Origin of the sequence: Marinobacter flavimaris (assembly GCF_045057155.1) — a bacterium.
Taxonomy (GTDB): Bacteria; Pseudomonadota; Gammaproteobacteria; order Pseudomonadales; family Oleiphilaceae; genus Marinobacter; species Marinobacter manganoxydans.
In genome coordinates this window covers 1,662,713-1,682,560 of the sequence record NZ_CP171359.1, presented here as the reverse complement: position 1 = coordinate 1,682,560, position 19,848 = coordinate 1,662,713, and the positions used below count along the sequence as shown (strand labels likewise).

22 protein-coding genes and 2 tRNA genes are annotated in these 19,848 nt (G+C 57.4%); 21 read left to right on the top strand and 3 right to left on the bottom strand.

All coding sequences use genetic code 11. The annotated features are described in order from the left end of the window. Positions 1-4 precede the first annotated feature (4 nt). Entirely contained in the window at positions 5-622 is a 618-nt protein-coding gene (fabR, locus tag ACGK9W_RS07790) for an HTH-type transcriptional repressor FabR (RefSeq protein WP_008169141.1), read from the bottom strand. Between the two features lie 208 nt (positions 623-830). Between fabR and aspS the strand changes: the two genes are divergently transcribed. From aspS to nadA, 15 genes are all read left to right on the top strand, one after another. Then, positions 831-2,639, top strand: coding sequence for an aspartate--tRNA ligase (gene aspS / locus ACGK9W_RS07785; protein WP_405420193.1), 1,809 nt, complete (start codon positions 831-833; stop codon positions 2,637-2,639). 25 nt (positions 2,640-2,664) lie between these two features. Continuing rightward, entirely contained in the window at positions 2,665-3,408 is a 744-nt protein-coding gene (locus tag ACGK9W_RS07780; RefSeq protein WP_405420190.1) for a YebC/PmpR family DNA-binding transcriptional regulator, read from the top strand. Between the two features lie 18 nt (positions 3,409-3,426). Continuing rightward, complete coding sequence (gene ruvC / locus ACGK9W_RS07775; protein WP_014577393.1) at positions 3,427-3,954, top strand: crossover junction endodeoxyribonuclease RuvC; 528 nt, start codon at positions 3,427-3,429, stop codon at positions 3,952-3,954. A gap of 30 nt (positions 3,955-3,984) precedes the next feature. Then, complete coding sequence (ruvA, locus tag ACGK9W_RS07770; protein WP_288367866.1) at positions 3,985-4,614, top strand: Holliday junction branch migration protein RuvA; 630 nt, start codon at positions 3,985-3,987, stop codon at positions 4,612-4,614. Positions 4,615-4,746: 132 nt separating this feature from the next. Further along, positions 4,747-5,778: a Holliday junction branch migration DNA helicase RuvB gene (ruvB, locus tag ACGK9W_RS07765; RefSeq protein WP_288367865.1), complete on the top strand. Its 1,032-nt coding sequence runs from the start codon at positions 4,747-4,749 to the stop codon at positions 5,776-5,778. Next, positions 5,771-6,232 (top strand): YbgC/FadM family acyl-CoA thioesterase, encoded by a 462-nt coding sequence (locus ACGK9W_RS07760; RefSeq protein ID WP_008169129.1) that lies wholly within the window; start codon positions 5,771-5,773, stop codon positions 6,230-6,232. The genes ruvB and ACGK9W_RS07760 overlap by 8 nt, the downstream gene beginning before the upstream one ends. 66 nt (positions 6,233-6,298) lie before the next feature. After that, positions 6,299-6,925 carry a protein TolQ gene (gene tolQ, locus ACGK9W_RS07755; protein WP_254775350.1) on the top strand — a complete coding sequence of 209 codons (627 nt, stop codon included), beginning with the start codon at positions 6,299-6,301 and terminating at the stop codon, positions 6,923-6,925. Between the two features lie 46 nt (positions 6,926-6,971). Beyond that, positions 6,972-7,418, top strand: coding sequence for a protein TolR (gene tolR / locus ACGK9W_RS07750; RefSeq protein ID WP_014577388.1), 447 nt, complete (start codon positions 6,972-6,974; stop codon positions 7,416-7,418). Positions 7,419-7,497: 79 nt separating this feature from the next. Beyond that, positions 7,498-8,481: a cell envelope integrity protein TolA gene (gene tolA, locus ACGK9W_RS07745; protein ID WP_405420992.1), complete on the top strand. Its 984-nt coding sequence runs from the start codon at positions 7,498-7,500 to the stop codon at positions 8,479-8,481. A 16-nt stretch (positions 8,482-8,497) separates the two neighbouring features. Beyond that, positions 8,498-9,811, top strand: coding sequence for a Tol-Pal system beta propeller repeat protein TolB (tolB, locus tag ACGK9W_RS07740; RefSeq protein WP_014577386.1), 1,314 nt, complete (start codon positions 8,498-8,500; stop codon positions 9,809-9,811). Between the two features lie 67 nt (positions 9,812-9,878). Further along, positions 9,879-10,451 carry a peptidoglycan-associated lipoprotein Pal gene (gene pal / locus ACGK9W_RS07735; protein WP_008169120.1) on the top strand — a complete coding sequence of 191 codons (573 nt, stop codon included), beginning with the start codon at positions 9,879-9,881 and terminating at the stop codon, positions 10,449-10,451. A gap of 16 nt (positions 10,452-10,467) precedes the next feature. After that, on the top strand, positions 10,468-11,214 hold the full coding sequence (gene ybgF, locus ACGK9W_RS07730) for a tol-pal system protein YbgF (protein ID WP_008169119.1): 747 nt from the start codon (positions 10,468-10,470) through the stop codon (positions 11,212-11,214). 85 nt (positions 11,215-11,299) lie between these two features. Next, positions 11,300-11,375, top strand: a tRNA-Lys gene (locus ACGK9W_RS07725). Between the two features lie 68 nt (positions 11,376-11,443). Continuing rightward, positions 11,444-11,519, top strand: a tRNA-Lys gene (locus tag ACGK9W_RS07720). Between the two features lie 191 nt (positions 11,520-11,710). Then, positions 11,711-12,772: a quinolinate synthase NadA gene (nadA, locus tag ACGK9W_RS07715; RefSeq protein WP_014577384.1), complete on the top strand. Its 1,062-nt coding sequence runs from the start codon at positions 11,711-11,713 to the stop codon at positions 12,770-12,772. On the opposite strand, the gene ACGK9W_RS07710 is transcribed toward nadA, so the two are convergent. Then, positions 12,773-14,206: a M48 family metalloprotease gene (locus tag ACGK9W_RS07710; RefSeq protein ID WP_338354972.1), complete on the bottom strand. Its 1,434-nt coding sequence runs from the start codon at positions 14,204-14,206 to the stop codon at positions 12,773-12,775. A gap of 203 nt (positions 14,207-14,409) precedes the next feature. Here ACGK9W_RS07710 and ACGK9W_RS07705 point away from each other — a divergent pair, with 203 nt between their 5' ends. After that, a complete protein-coding gene (locus ACGK9W_RS07705) occupies positions 14,410-14,637 on the top strand; it encodes a sulfurtransferase TusA family protein (protein ID WP_008169116.1) in 228 nt (75 codons plus the stop codon). A gap of 16 nt (positions 14,638-14,653) precedes the next feature. Beyond that, a complete protein-coding gene (locus ACGK9W_RS07700) occupies positions 14,654-15,733 on the top strand; it encodes an AI-2E family transporter (protein WP_405420180.1) in 1,080 nt (359 codons plus the stop codon). A 7-nt stretch (positions 15,734-15,740) separates the two neighbouring features. On the opposite strand, the gene ACGK9W_RS07695 is transcribed toward ACGK9W_RS07700, so the two are convergent. Continuing rightward, the gene (locus ACGK9W_RS07695) at positions 15,741-16,208 is read right to left on the bottom strand and encodes a peroxiredoxin (protein ID WP_405420177.1); all 468 of its coding nucleotides are present in this window, start codon (positions 16,206-16,208) and stop codon (positions 15,741-15,743) included. 74 nt (positions 16,209-16,282) lie between these two features. Between ACGK9W_RS07695 and dapA the strand changes: the two genes are divergently transcribed. From dapA to ACGK9W_RS07675, 4 genes are read left to right on the top strand one after another with little or no spacing between them, the layout of a single operon-like run. After that, positions 16,283-17,161, top strand: a complete 879-nt coding sequence (dapA, locus tag ACGK9W_RS07690) for a 4-hydroxy-tetrahydrodipicolinate synthase (protein WP_405420174.1) — start codon at positions 16,283-16,285, stop codon at positions 17,159-17,161. Positions 17,162-17,196: 35 nt separating this feature from the next. Further along, the gene (gene bamC / locus ACGK9W_RS07685) at positions 17,197-18,294 is read left to right on the top strand and encodes an outer membrane protein assembly factor BamC (protein WP_405420171.1); all 1,098 of its coding nucleotides are present in this window, start codon (positions 17,197-17,199) and stop codon (positions 18,292-18,294) included. A gap of 45 nt (positions 18,295-18,339) precedes the next feature. After that, positions 18,340-19,053 carry a phosphoribosylaminoimidazolesuccinocarboxamide synthase gene (gene purC / locus ACGK9W_RS07680; RefSeq protein ID WP_405420168.1) on the top strand — a complete coding sequence of 238 codons (714 nt, stop codon included), beginning with the start codon at positions 18,340-18,342 and terminating at the stop codon, positions 19,051-19,053. 32 nt (positions 19,054-19,085) lie between these two features. Further along, positions 19,086-19,823, top strand: coding sequence for a TIGR04219 family outer membrane beta-barrel protein (locus tag ACGK9W_RS07675; protein WP_405420165.1), 738 nt, complete (start codon positions 19,086-19,088; stop codon positions 19,821-19,823). Positions 19,824-19,848 lie beyond the last annotated feature (25 nt).

The following is a 19,848-nucleotide window of genomic DNA, read 5'->3' as shown; positions in this document are numbered from 1 at the left end:
GAGGTCAGTTGCGTTTCGCCAGAGTCTGGGAGCCGACCAGGATCATTCTGAGCTCGGTTTTCAGCTTGGCCTTAAGCTCATCACGTTCGGAAGCGGTTGCATCCAGCGCTTCTGCCCCCTGGTTGAAAACCAGCGTTACCATGGCCTCGGCCACCAGCCTGGCTTCTGAGAGGGGCTTGTTCTGCTCGTCGGCGATCCGCCGCAGGTCATCTGCCAGTTCGGTCACAAAGTGGTCAATCTCGGCCTTAACGGCTGTCCGAAAAGGCTTGGAGACCCCGGTCCTTTCCCGAAGCATCAGCCGGAACAGGTTGGCATTGTTGCCCAGGTACTCCATGAAGGTTTCTACAGAAGTGGAAATGGCGCTGCCACCATCACGGGCAATCCGCTTGCGGGCCTGACGCATCAGCTGCCTTAATGCAACGCCGCCTTCGTCCACCAGAGCCAGGCCCAGTTCATCAAGCTCGGCAAAGTGCCGGTAGAAAGACGTGGGGGCGATGCCCGCCTCCCGGGCAACTTCCCGTAAACTCAGGCTCCCAAAGCCCCGGTCCGCACTCAGTTGCGAGAGCGCCGCATCCATCAGTGCCCGCCGGGTTTTCTGTTTTTGCTCCGCTCTGGTGGCCAAGTTCAGACTCCATCTGCTGGTAAAAAAGAAGCATTCTAGCCGGCTGCCAACCTGCAGTCATCCGACCGCTTGATTTGCGTGCCCGCACGCCTGATTTTCACCGCCATTGTGTTTATAATGGGAGGCTTTTCCGCTATGGTCGCACCATTTTTCAAGCGATCCAGAACACGCACCATATTTGAACACATTAAACGTAACGGGAACCGGTATGCGCAGTCATTATTGCGGTGGGATCAACGAATCCCACATCGATCAGGAAGTCACACTTTGCGGATGGGTACACCGCCGTCGTGACCACGGTGGGGTTATCTTCCTGGATCTGCGGGATCGGGATGGTATGTCTCAGGTTGTTGTGGATCCTGATACCCCTGAGAGCTTTGCGCTTGCGGAAAAAGTCCGTAGCGAGTTCGTGATCAAGGTCACCGGCCGGGTGCGTCGTCGTCCTGCCGGAACCGAGAACAACAACATGCCGACCGGGCAGGTTGAGCTTCTGGGTAAGGAGCTGACTATCCTGAACGCTGCGGCAACGCCGCCGTTCCCGCTGGATGAGCATGTCGACGTTGGCGAGGACGTGCGTCTGCGCTACCGGTTTGTGGACCTGCGTCGTCCGGAGATGATCAACCGCCTGCGTTTCCGTTCCCGGGTGACCAGTTATATCCGTAACTACCTCGACAGCAACGGCTTCATGGATGTGGAAACTCCTATCCTGACCCGTGCCACGCCGGAAGGCGCGCGGGATTACCTGGTGCCGAGCCGTACCCACGAAGGCTCCTTCTTCGCGCTTCCCCAGTCTCCCCAGCTGTTCAAGCAGCTGCTGATGGTGTCTGGTGTTGACCGCTACTACCAGATCGCCAAGTGTTTCCGGGATGAAGACCTGCGTGCAGATCGTCAGCCGGAGTTCACCCAGGTAGACATCGAGGCCTCTTTCATTGATGAAGAGACCCTGATGAAGCTGAACGAGGACATGATCCGGGCGCTGTTCAAGGACGTGCTGGAGGTTGAACTGCCGTCCTTCCCGCAAATGCCGTATGCCGAGGCAATGCAACGTTACGGCAGCGACAAGCCGGATCTGCGAATCCCGCTGGAGCTGCTGGATGTAAATGATCTGGTTGAAGGCGTGGACTTCAAGGTCTTCGCCGGTCCTGCCAAGGATCCGAAAGGTCGTGTGGCGGCTCTGCGTGTGCCGAAAGGCGGCGAGCTGACGCGCAAGCAGATTGACGACTACACCAAGTTTGTTGGTATCTACGGTGCCAAAGGTCTTGCCTATATCAAGGTCAATGACCTGTCCAAGGGCGTTGAAGGTCTGCAGTCTCCGATCATCAAGTTCCTGGGTGATGATGTTGCTCTGGCTATCATGGAGCGTGTGGGTGCCGAAGACGGCGACATCGTGTTCTTCGGCGCGGACAAAACCAACGTGGTCAATGAAGCCCTCGGCGCACTGCGGATCAAGATCGGTCACGATCTCGACATGCTGACTTCCGAGTGGGCGCCGCTTTGGGTTGTCGATTTCCCGATGTTCGAGGAAACTCCGGACGGCGGCCTGACCGCGATTCACCACCCGTTCACAGCGCCGTCCTGTAGTCCGGAAGATCTGGCCCAAGACCCCGCCAACGCGTTGTCCCGCGCCTACGATATGGTGTTGAACGGCACTGAATTGGGCGGCGGTTCCATCCGTATTCACGATGAGAAAATGCAGGAAGCGGTGTTCCGTATTCTGGGTATCGGTGAAGAGGAAGCCCGCGCCAAGTTCGGCTTCCTGCTGGATGCCCTGAAGTTTGGTTGCCCGCCCCATGGTGGTCTGGCATTCGGCCTGGATCGCCTGGTCATGCTGATGACCGGCGCTTCGTCCATCCGTGACGTTATCGCATTCCCGAAAACCCAGAGTGCCACCTGTCTGATGACCCAGGCCCCGGGCGAAGTGGATGAGAAGCAGCTGCGTGAGTTGCATATCCGTCTGCGCAAGCCGTCAAAGCCGGTTGAAGGCAACAAGGCGGAAGCCGGTGAGGGCAACGAGTAAGTCAGTGATTTAAGGGAGGAGCTGTATGGCGGGTCACAGTAAGTGGGCCAACATCAAGCACCGCAAGGCGGCACAAGATGCCAAGCGGGGCAAGATCTTCACCAAAATCATTCGTGAGCTGACCGTGGCCGCGCGCCAGAGCGGGGGGAATCCCGATGATAATCCCCGCCTGCGCGCCGTCATCGACAAGGCGCTCACCGCCAATATGAAAAAAGACACCATCGAGCGCGCGGTTGAACGTGGCGCCGGTGGTGGCGATGATGACAACTACGAAGAGCTGACCTACGAAGGCTATGGCCCCGGTGGTGTGGCGATATTCGTGGAAGTCATGACCGACAACAAAAACCGGTCTGTGGCTGAAATCCGCCACGCGTTCAACAAGATGGGTGGCAATCTCGGTACCGACGGATCGGTCGCCTACCTTTTCAGCAAGCAGGGCATCATCAGCTACGGTCCGGAGTGGGAAGAGGACAGGCTGGTGGAAGCCGTACTCAGCGCCGGTGCCGAAGACCTTGCGGTCCAGGAAGACGGTTCCTTGGAAATCGTAACCACACCCGAGCAGTTTCTGGACGTCAAGGAATCGCTGGTCAATGCGGGACTGGTGCCGGACAATGCTGAAGTAACCATGGTTCCATCCACGCGGGTTGAGCTGGATCGGGACGGCGCGGAAACCATCCTCAAGCTTATTGATATGCTCGAAGATCTGGACGATGTTCAGAATGTCTACCATAACGCGGATATCTCCGGCGACATCATGGAATCGCTTTGACCAGTCAGGAGCATTGATGTGGCGATAATTCTGGGCGTTGATCCGGGGTCACGAATTACCGGTTACGGCGTCATTCGGGCAGATGGTCGACACATCGAGTACATCGACAGTGGTTGTATCCGGGTGGGCGAGAAGCCCATGGCCGAACGCCTTCAGACCATATTCCAGAGCCTTGCCACCCTGATCGGAGAGTATCGGCCGGAAGAATTTGCCATCGAGCAGGTGTTCATGGCCCGCAATCCTGACTCGGCTTTGAAGCTCGGTCAGGCCCGCGGCGCGGCCATCGTCAGTGCCGCCAACAGTGGCTTGGCGGTTCATGAATACTCGGCGAGGCAGGTAAAGCAGGCGGTGGTCGGCAAGGGCGGCGCTGACAAATCCCAGGTTCAGCACATGGTTCAGGTGTTGCTCTCGCTCTCACGCAAACCCCAGGCGGATGCGGCCGATGCCCTCGCCATTGCCATGTGCCACGCCCACATGAGCCAGAGTATTCTGCGGGTGGCCAGTGGCGCGGGAAAAGTCCGAAGCGGTCGCGTGCGACAACAATAAACCGCTCCCAGGAGCGACAGGAGATTCAGCTTGATTGGTCGTATCCGAGGTATTTTGGTTGAAAAGGCTCCGGGCCAGGCGCTGGTTGAGTGCGCGGGCCTGGGCTATGAAGTCGACATCCCCTATACCACCTTCTTTCATCTGCCGGAGACCGGCGATGAAGTCACCCTGCACACCCATTTTGCCGTCCGAGAAGACGCCCAGAGCCTCTACGGCTTTGCTTCCAGCCTGGACCGGGACCTCTTCCGCCTGCTGATCAAGGTCAATGGGGTTGGCCCTAAGCTGGCCGTTGGCATTCTTTCCGGATTGGACGCACAGCAGTTCATTCGCTGTGTCGAGAATCGTGACTCCGCCTCACTGGTCAAGCTCCCCGGCGTTGGCAAGAAGACAGCAGAACGGCTTCTTATTGAAATGGCGGACCGGATAGGGCAACTTGAAGGGCAATTTGTGCCAACGTCGCCCGAGACGACAGGCGTGGGGCAGCCGGGCGGACAAGGCCCCGCTGACGGGCCGGCGGCCACTGAAGAGGCGGAAGCCGCACTGATCGCTCTGGGTTACAAGCCCCAGGAGGCTGCCAAGGCCATCAGCAAAGTGGCCGAGGAGGGGATGAGTAGTGAAACGCTCATCCGTCTGGCCCTGCGAAACATGATTCCGGCCTGATCGTCAGAACCTGTCGCGAACCTGTAGAGAGCGTAACGTGACACCTGCTAACCCCTTTGTACAATTGGGGCTGCGCTGGAATGGCGGGCAAACGTGAGGCACGATGTTGATTCCCACACTATGGGTGATGCCATGATCGAATCCGACCGGTTGATCTCGGCCCGGGCCGGTGAATATGAGGAAGTACAGGACAGGGCCATTCGCCCGACCCTGCTGGCCGAGTATGTTGGCCAGCCCACGGTCCGTGAGCAGATGGATATTTTCATATCCGCGGCCCGGGGTCGTCAGGAAGCGCTGGACCACGTTCTGATCTTTGGCCCGCCCGGTCTGGGCAAAACAACCCTTGCCAATATCATCGCCAATGAGATGGGCGTATCCATCAAGACAACGTCTGGTCCTGTGCTTGAAAAAGCCGGCGACCTGGCCGCGATGCTGACCAATCTCGAAGAAGGAGACGTTCTCTTCATTGACGAGATCCACCGTCTCAGCGCGGCAGTGGAAGAAGTGCTGTATCCGGCGATGGAAGATTACCAGCTCGACATCATGATCGGTGAGGGCCCGGCCGCCCGCTCCATCAAACTTGACCTTCCGCCGTTCACCCTCGTCGGGGCGACCACCCGGGCAGGCTTGCTGACTTCGCCGCTGCGTGACCGCTTCGGCATCGTGCAACGGCTGGAGTTCTATAACACCGAAGATCTTACCAGCATCATTCTGCGCTCCGCGCGATTGTCTTCTGTAGCCGTCGATGAGGCAGGCGCGTTCGAAATTGCCCGCCGGTCCCGGGGTACCCCGCGTATCGCCAATCGCCTGTTGCGCCGTGTCCGCGATTTTGCGGAAGTCCGCTCAGACGGTCGTATCACCTCTGATATCGCCGATCAGGCACTGAACATGCTGAAAGTGGATAACCAGGGTTTCGATCACATGGATCGGCGTCTGCTGCTGGCCATGATCGAGAAATTCGACGGCGGCCCTGTGGGGGTCGAGAGCCTTGCTGCCGCGATCAGTGAAGAGCGCGGCACCATTGAGGATGTGCTTGAGCCCTTCCTGATCCAGCAGGGTTATATAGTCCGGACTCCCAGAGGGCGGATGGTGACCTCCAACGCCTATCAGCATTTCGGCGTTATTCCGCCGAAGTCGGGCAGGGAGGACGATCTTTTTGGTTGAACAGGCGCCAGAGGGAAGGTTCGAACTGCCGATTCGGGTCTATATCGAGGACACCGACGCCGGTGGCATCGTATTTCATGCCAAATATCTCCATTACATGGAGCGGGCCCGAACCGAATGGGTGCGCAGTTGCGGCGTTGGCCTCAGGGCGGGTCTGGCAGACAATATCAGTTATGTGGTGCAACGGCTGACCATTCATTATGCGGTGCCGGCCAAGCTTGATGACGAACTGCTGGTTACTGCGGAACCCATGGCTTTTGGTAGAGTCTGGATGGATTTCCGTCAGCGTGTGATGCGGGCCGAAGACCGAAAGTTGCTGAGTGACAGTGATGTGCGGGTAGCCTGCATCGCGCTTGATTCCGGTCGTCCCCGCCGGTTACCGACGAATATGCAGGAATTGCTGGCCAGGAATGTCCAGCCCACCGAAACGATAAACAGAACGAGCCAGGAGTAAGAAGTGGATTCAGAACTTTCAGTCTGGTACCTCATTGCCAATGCCGGTGTCTTGGTTCAGCTGGTCATGCTTTTGCTGGCCCTGGCGTCAATCATGTCCTGGGCCCTGATTTTCCAGCGCCTGCAGGTGTTCCGGAAGGCCAGGAAGGCGCAATTGGCGTTCGAGGAGCGTTTCTGGTCAGGCATGGATCTGGGGCAGTTGTACCGGGAGGTGAACGCCGATCCAACACCGTTTTCCGGCATGGAATCCCTGTTCCGGGCCGGATTCAAGGAGTTTTCCCGGTTGCGCCAGCAAAGCCGGGATGCCGATGCGGTCATGGAAGGTACCCAGCGGGCAATGCGGGTGGCCTTTTCCCGGGAGCATGAGCGGCTGGAGGCCAGCCTGCCTTTTCTGGCGACGGTCGGCTCCACCAGCCCTTATGTGGGTCTGTTTGGTACCGTCTGGGGCATCATGAACTCGTTCCGGGGGCTGGCACAGGTTCAGCAGGCGACACTGGCGACGGTGGCGCCCGGCATCTCAGAGGCCCTCATCGCAACCGCCATGGGTCTGTTCGCCGCAATACCGGCGGTTATTGCCTATAACCGTTTTTCCGCCATGTCCGATGCCCTGTTGAAGAACTACGAAACCTTTGCGGATGAGTTTTCCAGCATCCTCCATCGCCGCGTCCACCAGAGCGAGAAGGGCGCCGCATGATGCGGTTGGTAATTAGAGGCAGGAATCAGCCCGGGAGCAGAGTTCTATGAAAGGCATGGGAATGATGCCGGAAAACCGGCGCAAGCCAATGTCGGAGATCAACGTGGTTCCGTACATTGACGTAATGCTGGTGCTGCTGATCATCTTCATGGTCACCGCCCCGATGCTGACGCAAGGGGTGAAGGTTGATCTGCCCCAGACCACTTCCGATCCTATTCAGTCTGACAAGGATGTTGAGTCCATCATTGTTTCGGTTGATGCAAACGGAGCGTACTACGTCGAGATCGGAGACGAGGGCAGTGACCCCATGACGCTGTCCGACCTGCGTGCCCAGGTTTCCAAGATCCTCTCGCAACGGGCCTCCAGTGAGATTCTGGTTCGCGGCGATGAGAATGTTACTTACGGCACAGTGGTTCGGTTGATGGCCGAGTTGCAGGGTGCCGGGGCGAGCAGTATCGGCCTGATCACCGAATCACCCCGGGACGACAATTGATAGTGTTGCGGGCAGGAGTGTTGTGAGAGATCACCAGCGCGAAGTAACCACAACAGGCGTGCCACCATGGAAATCACCGGTGGCGCTCTCGGTCACGTTGCACCTGTTGATTCTGGGCATTGCGCTTGCGGGTTGGTCTTGGACCAGCACCGATCATGAGCCGCCACCCAGGAGCATATCGGCCCGGCTGATTACCCAGCAGGAGCCGGAACCGAGCCCGGTGGTAGAGCCGGTCGATCAGCAAAAGCGGGACGAAGAACGCCGGGCCGAAGAGCAGCGTCGCAAGGAAGAAGCTGAACGACAAAGGCAGGAGGAAGAAGCCCGTCGTATTGCAGAGCAGAAGCGGCAGCAAGAACAAATGAGGCTTCAGCAGCAGAAAGAGCAGGAGCGTCAGGAAGCAGAGGCGAAAGAACTCGAAGCCCGGAAAGCCCGTGAAGCGGAGGCTGCCCGTCAAAAGGCGGAAGCGGAAGCCAAGGAGCGGGCCAGGCAGAAAGCTGAGGAAGAAAAACGCCGTCAGGAAGAGGCAGAACGAAAAGCCGAAGAAGAGAAGCGGCGCCAGGAAGAGCAGCGGAAGCGGGAAGAGGCCGAACGAAAGCGCCAGGAGGAACTGGCTCGCCAGGAAGCTGAGCGCAAGCGCCTCGAGGCAGAGCGCAAGCTCCGGGAACAGCAGTTGGAGGCCCAGGCGGAGGCAGCCCAGAGAGCTCGGGAGGAAGAAGCGCGTCGCCAGCGTGAAGCGGCTGCTGCCAAAGCCCGGGAAGCTCAGATGCTGTCGGAGAGTGAGAAGTATCAGGCTCTCATCAGAGAACAGCTCAGCAATGCTTGGTACCCGCCATCTTCTGCCACTGAAGATATGTCGGCGCGGGTTCAGATTATGTTGCTGCCGACCGGGGAGCTTGCGAGGGCCGAATTAGTAAGTAGCAGCGGAAACAGGGCCTTTGACAATTCGGCTCTACAGGCCGTGCGCTCGTTACAAAGGTATCCAATTCCCAACGATCGGAGCACTTTTGACCGGTATTTTCGACAGTTTACGATTGAGTTCAATCCACGCCGGATGAATAGATAATGATATGGATAACATTATGACACATCGGATTTGGCACAAACCGTCCAGAACGCTTCTTGCCGCCACGGCGCTGATCTTTTTCGCGGTTTCGGCAGCCCGGGCGGAGCTGTTGATCCGGATTACTGAAGGCGCGGATTCGGCCATTCCTGTTGCAGTGGTGCCTTTCGCCGAGTCTGGACAGATGCCCGCTGGCGACAAGGTCAGCAGCATTGTTCAGGCGGATCTGACCATGACGGGCGAATTCCGGACTCTGCCTCCCGAGAAGATGCTGAGCCTGCCATCCAGGCGGGAGGAAGTGTATTTCCGGGACTGGCGCCTGCTGGGCCAGCGCTATGTCCTTGTGGGGGCCCTCAGCCGAAGTGGTGACCGTGTTCAGGCCCGGTATGAGTTGTTCGATGTAAACCGCGAGGAACGGATTCTCGGTGAAACTGCGGCGGCACCTGCCTCCAATATGCGCTCGCTCGCTCACCACATCAGCGACAAGGTATATGAGGCCATCACAGGCGTGCCGGGTGCCTTCTCAACAAAGCTTGCCTATATCACGCTTGATACCGCCAACGGCAAACCCCGTTACCGACTGCAGGTCAGTGACGTGGACGGCAAGCGCGCCAGAATCCGTCTTGAAAGCCAGGAACCCATCCTGTCACCGGCATGGTCGCCAGACGGGGAAAAGCTGGCCTATGTGTCGTTCGAAACAGGGAAACCGGTGATTTTTGTTCATGAGCTTGCAACCGGCAATCGCACCAAAGTGGCCGACTTTCCGGGGCTCAACTCGGCGCCGGCCTGGTCCGACGATGGCCGATCGTTGTTGATGACCCTCTCGAAAGACGGAAATGCCGAGATCTACCGGATGAACCTGGATACCCGGCAGTTGACCAAGCTTACGAACCACTGGGCTATTGATACCGAGCCGAGCTATGACGCCACTGGCAAGGGCATTTTCTTTACGTCGGACCGGTCCGGAGGTCCGCAGATTTACCACATGGATACACCGGGTGCGGAGCCTCGTCGTATCACCTTCGGCAGCCGTTACAACGCTCGGCCAAGGCCCGACAATGACGGTAACTATGTGTATTACGTTCACCAGCGCGATCGGGCATTTCACATTGCCCGTACCGAACTGAAAACCGGGGAGGAAACGATCCTAACCCGCACCGAGTCTGATGAGTCTCCCAGTGTTGCGCCCAATGGCCGGATGCTGATCTACGCTACCCGGCAGAATGGCAGCAACGTGCTCACGGTTATTTCCGCGGATGGTGGAGCAGCGTACAGCTTGCCGGCATCCGAAGGCGATGTCCGTGAGCCCGCCTGGGGACCTTTGGTTCGCTGACTCCCGGAGCTTTCCGGTGTTGGCCATTGTTCAAGCAATAACGTCACTCAACTGAAAGGAAGAAAACATGAATTTTTCAGCTCAATCAAAAGCGTTCGCACTGTTGTTGTCCGTCGGTCTGGTAGCGGGCTGTAGCTCTACCGGTGGTACCTCCGAAGAAGGCGGCGAGTATGGTTCCGATGTGGCTGCTGTAGACCAGGAAGGTGGATCCACTGTTTACGGAGGTGACGACCAGGGCGGTGTTTCTTCTTCAGCCATGACCGAAGAAGAGCGTATGGAAGCTCGCAAGCAGGCCGAACAACAGGCCCTGCGTGAAATCACCACCTTCTACTTTGATTTCGATACGGCTGAAATCAAGCAGGAAGCCCGCGATGTGCTGGTGGCACATGCCCGTTTCCTCGCCAACAACCCGGGTCAGAACGTCCGCATTGAGGGTCACGCCGACGAGCGCGGTACCAAGGAATACAACCTGGCCCTTGGCGAGCGTCGTGCTAACGCCGTTCAGCGTTTCCTGATCGTAAACGGTGCTTCACGTGGCCAGCTCGAGACCGTAAGCTATGGCGAAGAGAAGCCGGCCGTGATGGGTTCCAGCGAGAGCGCCTGGGCCCAGAATCGTCGTGTAGAACTCGTATTTGAGTAATCACACAGGAACGACCATGAGAAAAATCCTCATGGCGACAGTGGTGCTTCCGCTTGCCCTCGGGCAGGCGGGAGTGGCCCTGGCGCAATCAGCCCAGGACAGTCAGCGTAACGCCAACAGCAGTCAGGCGACGTCGGAACTGTTCTACATGATCCAGCAGCTTCAGGGTGAAGTCAGACGGCTCCAGGGCGAAGTGGAGGAGCAGCGGCACCTGATTAACCGCCTGCAGCAGCAAGGGCGCGACCGTTATATCGATCTGGATCAGCGTATTCTGGATCTCTCGGAAAAGGTCGCATCACAGCCGGCTCCCGAAGCCAGCGAAGGTGGTGGCTCTGCTGCCTCAGGCCAGGCCCGGGAGGCCAGGGAATACCGCCAGCCCGATGCGGAAGAACGAAAGGCCTACGAGCAGATCCAGGACCTGATTCGTAATCAGAAAAAATACGATGAGGCCATTAGTCGGATATACGAATTTATCGATGAATATCCGGAAGGTGATCTGACGGTCAACGCCTATTACTGGCTCGGCGAGGTCTATCTGGTCAAGCCGCAGCTCGAACAGGCAAAACAGGCGTTCACGATTGTCGCTACCCGTTTTGCCGACCATCGCAAGGCTCCGGATGCGGTCTATAAGCTGGGCGTAACTCATGATCGCCTGGGCGAAAAGGAACAGGCTCGGCGCAGCATGCAAACTGTGATTGATGATTACCCGTCCAGCAGTGCTGCTGACCTCGCACGGAAGTTTCTGGAGTCCCAGAACGGCTGATTGTCTGGCGCGGCAAAAATGTTGAGAAACCTGAGAAAAAGGGGTTGATCAACGGCCAAAAATCATTACTATATGCGCCTCGTTTGGGTCGTTAGCTCAGTTGGTAGAGCAGTTGGCTTTTAACCAATTGGTCGAAGGTTCGAATCCTTCACGACCCACCAAACACGAAATACCGGGTGGGCTGAGTCATTCGGTATAGATTGAAGTCAAGGCTTCGGTCGCCAGTTACGGGTCGTTAGCTCAGTTGGTAGAGCAGTTGGCTTTTAACCAATTGGTCGAAGGTTCGAATCCTTCACGACCCACCAAATAACAGAAGCCTGCGGGTTTTTGTGAAAAAAGAGCCTCCGGGCTCTTTTTTTTTGCGTATACGTTCCTACCTAGGTAAACAGGGAACAGGCAAAGCGATTACAAGTGTATGATCGCACTGTTTCAGAAACATTAAGCCTGGGGCATGAATGTTATAATATCCGGGTTCACGCAATACAGAGACGCAGTAATGACATACGCTGAAGACCGTATCCTTGTACAAGAGCACCTGGCGCATGCTGCCGAGCCGAAGCCGCTCAGCGCGGACGAAAAGTCCGACCTGGAGGCTCGTATAAAATCGGCTCTGAAGGAGCAGGATGCGGTGCTTGTGGCTCACTATTACACCGATCCCGATATCCAGCGGCTTGCCGAGGAAACCGGTGGCTGTGTTGCGGACTCCCTCGAGATGGCCCGTTTTGGCAACCAACATTCGGCCTCCACAATCGTTGTTGCCGGCGTGAGGTTCATGGGCGAAACCGCCAAGATCCTGAATCCTGAAAAGCGCGTTCTGATGCCAACGCTTGAGGCGACCTGTTCCCTGGATGTGGGCTGTCCTGCCGATGAGTTCGCCGAGTTTTGTGACCAGCACCCGGATCGCACGGTCGTGGTCTACGCCAATACGTCTGCGGCTGTGAAGGCGAGGGCGGACTGGGTGGTTACCTCAAGCTGTGCCCAGGCTATTGTTGAAGATCTGGATGCCCGCGGCGAAAAAATCCTCTGGGCGCCGGATAAGCACCTGGGGCACTACGTCCAGAAAACGACGGGTGCTGATATGCTGCTCTGGGACGGTTCCTGCATCGTTCATGAGGAATTCAAATCCCGCGGTCTGGAGGATCTGAAGGCCCTTTATCCGGACGCGGCGGTACTGGTCCACCCGGAATCGCCCGATGCCGTTGTTGAGATGGCGGATGTTGTGGGTTCAACCTCGCAGCTGATTCATGCTGTCCAGACCATGCCTAACGAAAAGTTCATCGTTGCCACTGACAACGGCATTTTTTACAAGATGCAGCAACTGGCTCCGAACAAAACGCTGATTGAAGCGCCCACCGCAGGCAATGGAGCTACCTGCCGTAGCTGCGCCCATTGCCCCTGGATGGCGATGAACGGCCTTCAGAATCTGCTACAGGTACTGGAGCGGGGCGATCAGGAAGTGTTCGTGGATCCGGAACTGAGAGAGAAAGCGCTGCAGCCTCTGCAGCGCATGTTGGATTTTACCGCCAACATGAATCTCAAGGCTGCTGGCAACGCCTGATCAGCTGTTGGCCCTGGCGTGCAGGCGGCTGGTGATTTCTGCCAGCCGCTCGGTCACAATCTGCCTCTGTGGCGCCCCGGCCGGCAACTTCTCCTGAGCCTGCCTTAGCTGACGCTCGGCAGACTCCAGATCGCCCATCAGAACATCGTACTCTGCCCGGGCACGATGCACGCCCACAATATTCCTTGCCATGCCCTCCGCCTCGGCCAGTTTCAGCCAGAGATGCTCCTGTCCCGGTAGCTGACGGGTCAGCTGTTTGAGATGCTCCGCCGCAGCGGCGCCATTACCATCGGCTATTTCCGTGAGGGCGAGGGTGTGGGTGATTGGATAGTTCCCCGGATTCCTCGCCAGTGCGTCTTTCAGAGTGGATCGAGCCTCGTCCACACGATCTTGTGCAAGCCTGACCTCTGCGAGGGTTACCTGGAAGGTGATTCGGCCCGGATTCGTGGCCAGCAGATCGTTCAGTATATCCACTGCCTTCTCGTATTGCCGGTCCTCGAGGTAGGCCACGGACAAGCCATACCGGATGGCATCGTTTCTCTGGGCATCCGGCCGATCGAGGTAGGCTTCAAAGGTTTCGACGGCTACGTCGGGGGAGGGCGCGTAATGCACTTGCAGCCGGCTGCGCATCAGATGGTATTCCTGGCCGTCCCGGATGTTTTCATCTGGATACTGTTCGGCACGATTCCGGGTGTCGGCCACGCGGCTCTGGGTTAACGGGTGCGTAGACAGATACTCTGGCAGTCGATTTCCCTGCATGCGGTTCTGACGCATCATGATTTCAAACATTTCCGGCATGCCGCGAGGGTCCATCCCGGCGCTGGCCAGAATGTCCAGCCCGACCCGGTCCGCTTCCTGTTCATGGGAGCGGCTGTAGGCAAGCATGTTCTGGGCGGCCAGGGCCTGGGTCCCGGCAATGGCGGCAAAACCGATGTCAGACTGGGTGACCGCCGACAGAACAATGCCCGCAATCATACCGGCGAGTGTGAGCGGAGCGCTGGTTTCCTGCTGCTCCATGCGCCGTGCAAAATGCCGCTGGCTGAGGTGAGCAAGTTCGTGAGCGAGAACGGACGCAAATTGTTGCTCGGTCGCAGCATTGAGAAACAGACCGCCATTAACGCCTACAATGCCACCGGGCACCGCAAATGCGTTGATAGCAGGACTGTCGATCAATGCCAGGGTCAGGTCCCGATTCTGGAGTGGGGCCGAGGGCACCAGGCGATAGGTAATGGCGCTGAGGTAGTCATACACCAGGGGGTCGCTGATCCTCGGCGCGGATCGGCGGATAGATACCATTACCTGCTGGCCAATATCCGATTCCTGCTGGCCCGCGATCAGGCCCCCACCGGAACCGCCAATGCTCGGAAGCCTGCTCTCCTGAGCGTGGCCCGGCATTGAAAAAAGCAGCAGGGCCAGCAGGGCGGTGATGGCCATGGCCGGTAGCGTTCGGGATCTGGGTTGAATAGCAATCATGTAAAGCCGGGTGCCTGTGGTCTGAATCGCCGGTTTGACAGCGGTTTGCGATAAAAAGTTCTGATCCTCTGGTTAACGAGGATTGTGATGCAATACATTATCACTGTCGGCATAATGCCTGCTTGTTAAATGCGCTTATTATTTTGTGATGGTGTATCGCTAGTATGGTTGATCGAACGCTTGATGCCTCAGGGTTGCGCTGCCCGATGCCGCTGCTGAAGACAAAGCTGGAACTGAACAGCATGGCGCCCGGTGAAGAACTCGAGGTGATTGCTACGGACGCAGGTTCCGCCAGGGATATTCCGGCCTTTCTGCAGATGTCCGATCACAAGTTGATGAGCAGTTCTGAAACCGCCGGGCAGTACCGGTTTGTGATAAAGTGCGGCGGTTAAGATTTCGGAGCTGTAAATGATCAGGACATTACGCGGTCTCGCGCACAAATACTTCTCGGATGAAGAAGCGGTCATCCTGTTCCTGATACTGGTGACAGGAACCATTTTTGTTATCTGGTTCGGTGCCATGCTTGCGCCGGCCATTGCCTCGCTGATTGTGGCCTTTATTCTGCAGGGTCTGGTCACCAAGCTCAACAAACTGGGCGTTCCAGAGACGGTTTCCATTATTGGGGTTTTCCTGGTTTTCCTCGGCGTGCTTGTTGGCTTCCTGTTTGGCCTGCTTCCGCTGATCTGGACGCAGTTGAGCAACCTGGCCGGCGAGGCGCCACGCATTATCCGGGAGCTGCAATCCTATCTTGAGCTGCTGCCACAGCAGTATCCCCACCTGATTTCCGGAGAAGCTGTCAGCACCGTTTACAGCCAGGTGAGTACGGAAGTGGGGCACATGACCCAATGGCTGGTGTCGTTCTCGCTGTCCAGTATTCCAGATCTCGTGGCGTTGCTGATCTACATGGTGCTGGTGCCTATCCTGGTGTTCTTTTTCCTGAAGGACAGGGAGGTGCTGCTCAACTCCATCGCCCGGCTGCTGCCACCCCAGCGCCCGATGATGCTGCAGATCTGGCACGAGGTGAACCTCCAATGCGCCAACTACGTGCGCGGCAAAGCCGTCGAGATCCTGATTGTGGGCGGCGCCACCTACATTGCCTTCAAGCTGCTGGGGATGCCTTACGCTGCGCTGCTCTCGCTGTTGGTGGGGCTGAGTGTGGTGATTCCTTATATCGGCGCGGCCGTCGTCACCATCCCTGTTGCGGTGATTGCCCTGTTCGCCTTCGGCTGGGGCAGCCAGTTCATCTGGGTGATGGTGGTGTACGGTGTTATCCAGGCACTGGATGGCAACGTCCTGGTCCCGATCCTCTTCTCGGAGGTGAACAACCTTCACCCGGTCGCGATTATCGTCGCGGTGCTGTTCTTCGGGGGCATCTGGGGCTTGTGGGGTGTTTTCTTTGCCATTCCGCTGGCGACCATGCTCAAGGCTGTGTTTGCCGCCTGGCCGGTGAAGGAGTCTGCGCCGCTGACCGAAACCGGCGACGCCTGAAAGGCGCTTAAAGCGCCTTTACAGCCTCTAGCACCTCGTCCGCGTGGCCTTTGACTTTCACACCACGCCATTCCGCTCTCAGCACCCCGTCCTTGTCGATCAGGAAGGTGCTGCGATCGACGCCCATGTATTCCTTGCCGTAGAGCTTTTTCAGCTTGATCACGTCAAAGAGGTTACAAAGGGCTTCGTCCTTGTCTGAAATAAGGTGGAAGGGAAATTCATGCTTGGCCCGGAAATTCTCATGGGCTTTCAGGCCATCCCTGGATACCCCGAGTATGACCGTATCCAGCTCTTCAAACTGCTTCATCCGGTCGCGGAAGTCCTGGCCTTCGGTGGTACAGCCGGGCGTGTTGTCTTTTGGATAGAAGTAAATCACAACATTCTGACCCTTCAGGTCATCCAGCCGGACGGTCTGGTCTCCGGTGGCGGCGGCTTCAAAATCCGGAACGGGTTTGTTTAACTCGACGGATGGCATGACATCTCCTTTAATTCCCTTGTGTCAGTTCGTGCCCAACATTACCATATCGGTTTTATTCGGACGGAGCTTTTATGATTACGGGTAGCCTTGTCGCACTGGTCACGCCCATGCATCCAAACGGTGACATTCACTGGGAGGATCTGGACAAGCTGGTAGACTTTCATCTTGAAAACGGCACGCACGGCATTGTTGCTGTGGGCACCACCGGCGAATCCGCAACGCTCGACCCGAAAGAGCATTGCCAGACGATTGGCCATATCATTAAACGCGTTGATGGTCGCATCCCGGTTATTGCGGGCACGGGCGGTAACAGTACCCGTGAGGCCATTGAACTGACTGCGGAAGCCCACAAGCTTGGTGCCGATGCCTGCCTGCTCGTTGTCCCCTACTACAACAAGCCGACCCAGGAAGGCCTGTACCAGCATTTCAAGGCCATCGCCGAAGCCGTCCCCGGCATGAGCCAGATGCTTTACAACGTGCCCGGTCGAACCGCCTGCGACATGCTGAACGAGACCGTGCTCCGGCTCGCCGATATCCCGAACATCGTGGGTATCAAGGACGCCACCGGTAATATTCCCCGGGGCGCCGAACTGATCGAAGCATTGAATGGCCGTCTGGCTGTGTACTCCGGTGATGACGCCACGGCGGCAGAGCTGATGCTGGCCGGTGCCAAGGGTAACGTCTCGGTCACAGCCAATGTTGCTCCCAGGGGAATGTCGCAGCTGTGCGAAGCGGCCGTTGCCGGCAACCGCGAGGAGACCGAGCGTCTTAACGAGCTGCTGATGCCGCTGAACCGGAAGCTGTTCCTTGAGGCGAACCCGATTCCGGTTAAGTGGGCGCTCCATCGCATGGGTATGATTGGAGAAGGCATCCGCTTGCCGCTGACACCGCTCAGCGAAAAGTTCCATAGCGAAGTGGAAGATGCCCTCAAGTCCTCAGGTGTACTCTGAGTTTGCTTAAATCATCCCATCCCCGGAGTAACCTGATGCAGGTTCTAAAAGGAACCGGTAGTACCTTGATGTTGAAGCCTATTGTTGTTGTGTCCGGGCTGCTGCTTCTGGCAGCAGCTTCGGGATGCGGTCTGATTGATGACCGTTCCGAGCATTATGTGAATGCCACGGAAGGGCAGCCACTGGAACTGCCGGCCACTGCCGACGATTCCCGTTTCAGCCAGACCATGCCCATCCGCGATGTCCAGCCGGCCGATGCCAGCAAGATGTATCCGTCCGATATACCGCGTCCGCCGGACATGACCTCGGACATCCTGGATGAAAACTATGTGATCGAAGAGCTGGATGGCCGGCTCTGGCTGCTGGTCAACGACGTGCCGGGAAGAATCTGGCCGGCCGTGAACAGCTATCTGTCCGAGCGGGGTCTGGGTGTCGGTTTCGATAGCCCCCAACTGGGTATCCTTCAGACAGAGCTTGCCAACTTCAGCAAGCGTGCACGGGATCTCGTGGAGCTTTCCGATAATCCGTCTGCCGGCGAGCAGAAAGTGGTTCTTCAGGTGCGTATGGCGCCAGGCGTTCGCCGCAAGACCACCGAAGTTCAGGTGCGCAGGCTGGAAGTTCCGGAGCAGCCAGAGGAACTGATTCCCTGGGCGGAAGTGACCGATCCCTCGGAGCAGGCGCTGGAGCTGCAGAGGCGCCTGTTGTCTGACCTGAGCGATTTTCTCAGGGCCCGCGAGGAAACCAAGTCCTTTTCCCGCGCCGCATCCGGAATGGTCAGCGAACCGCTTGTTCGCCTGATTTCGGAAAATGATGAGGCGGTCGCGATCCGCATGGAGCTTGATTACGGGCGTTCCTGGGCGGAAGTGAGCCGGGCGCTGACAGACTCGGGTATTCCTGTTGTTGATCTCAACCGCAGCGAAGGCTGGTTCCATGTCGACTTCCGCACCGAAGACGAGCGGGATCCGGGCTGGTTCAGCTGGTTCAGCGACAAGGAAGCACCCCAGCATACTCACACGGTTAACCTTAGCCAGCAGAGCGATGCAATCGTCATCTCTGCCGAAGACGTTCCGGGTTACACGGGCAGCCGCACGACGCCGGATCTGCTCGCGCAACTGTTCGATTACCTATACTGATTCAGGAAGAGGCCGCCCAGGGCGGCCGCTTTTCGGAGACCCCCAATGGAAAAACGCGAAGAACTATATGCCGGCAAGGCAAAATCCGTCTACCGGACAGACAACCCCGATCGCTTTGTGCTGGAGTTCCGTGACGACACATCCGCCTTTGACGGCGAGAAGAAGGAACAGCTCAACCGCAAGGGCATGGTGAACAACAAGTTCAATGCGTTCATTATGGAGAAGCTGGAAGCGGCGGGTGTACCGACCCATTTTGAAGGGTTGCTGTCTTCCACTGAGTCGCTGGTTAAAAAACTGGACATGATTCCGGTCGAGTGCGTGGTTCGCAACGTTTCTGCCGGCAGCCTCTGCCGCCGTCTTGGGGTGGAAGAAGGACAGGAGCTGAATCCGCCAACCTACGAACTGTTCCTGAAGAACGACGCTCTCCACGATCCCATGGTCAACGAATCCCTGGCCGTGAGCTTCGGCTGGGCGGCAGCCGAAGAGCTGGACCAGATGAAAGCGCTGACCTACCGGGTGAACGACGTACTCAAGGCCCTGTTTGACCAGGCAGGCATGCTGTTGGTGGACTACAAGCTGGAGTTCGGCCGCAGTGAAGGCAAGATTGTGCTGGGTGACGAGTTCAGTCCGGACGGTTGCCGGATCTGGGACAAGGAAACCCGCAAGAAAATGGATAAGGATCGTTTCCGCCAGGGGCTGGGCGAGGTTATCGAAACGTACGAGGAAGTCGGACGCCGTTTGGGAATCCAGTTCGACTGATTGAAATTTATAACAAATTCGAAAGGTGTGTCATGCGTAAACTGATGCTTGCTGTAGGTGGTTCATTGATTCTGGTGGCGCCTTTGTCCCAGGCGGACGTCGTTGGTCTGCGTGCCAGCGTGAGTTACTGGGATTCTGACCTCTCCGGTCAGGCTGCCAACAGTGGTGATGTGGTCGACGTCGAAAATGATCTGAATCTCGATAGTGACTCCGATGCCAATGCGTCGCTGTATCTGGAGCATCCGGTGCCTTTATTGCCCAATGTTCGCCTGAACTACACCGTAATCGAGCAAAGTGGTCGTGGCCGTCTGGGTACTTCCGAATTCGTCGGAATTCCGGGCAGCGTTGAGGTTCAATCTGACTTCGATCTCGACCAGCTGGACCTGACCCTTTATTACGAGGTTTTGGATAACTGGGTGAATTTGGATCTCGGCATTACCGCCCGCGATTTGTCCGGCGAATTGGTTGTTCAGGACACAAACGGCCGCTTTAGCCCGAGTGAAACCAAGGTGGACGGAGTAATTCCCATGGGCTATCTGGCGGCACGTTTTGATCTGCCGTTAACCGGCGTGTCGGTTGGCGCAGAAGGCAACTTCATCAGCTTCGATGGCGACTCGCTGCACGATTTCAACGCCTACGGCCAGTATGAGATCTCGCTGATTCAGTTGCGCGCGGGCTACCGTCAGATGGCCATTGATTACGAAGACGGCAATGACCGCCTGGATGTTGAGATTGGCGGCCCGTTCGTGAGTGCGGGCGTTTCGTTCTAAGGCTGGTATACGTTTCAAGGAGAGA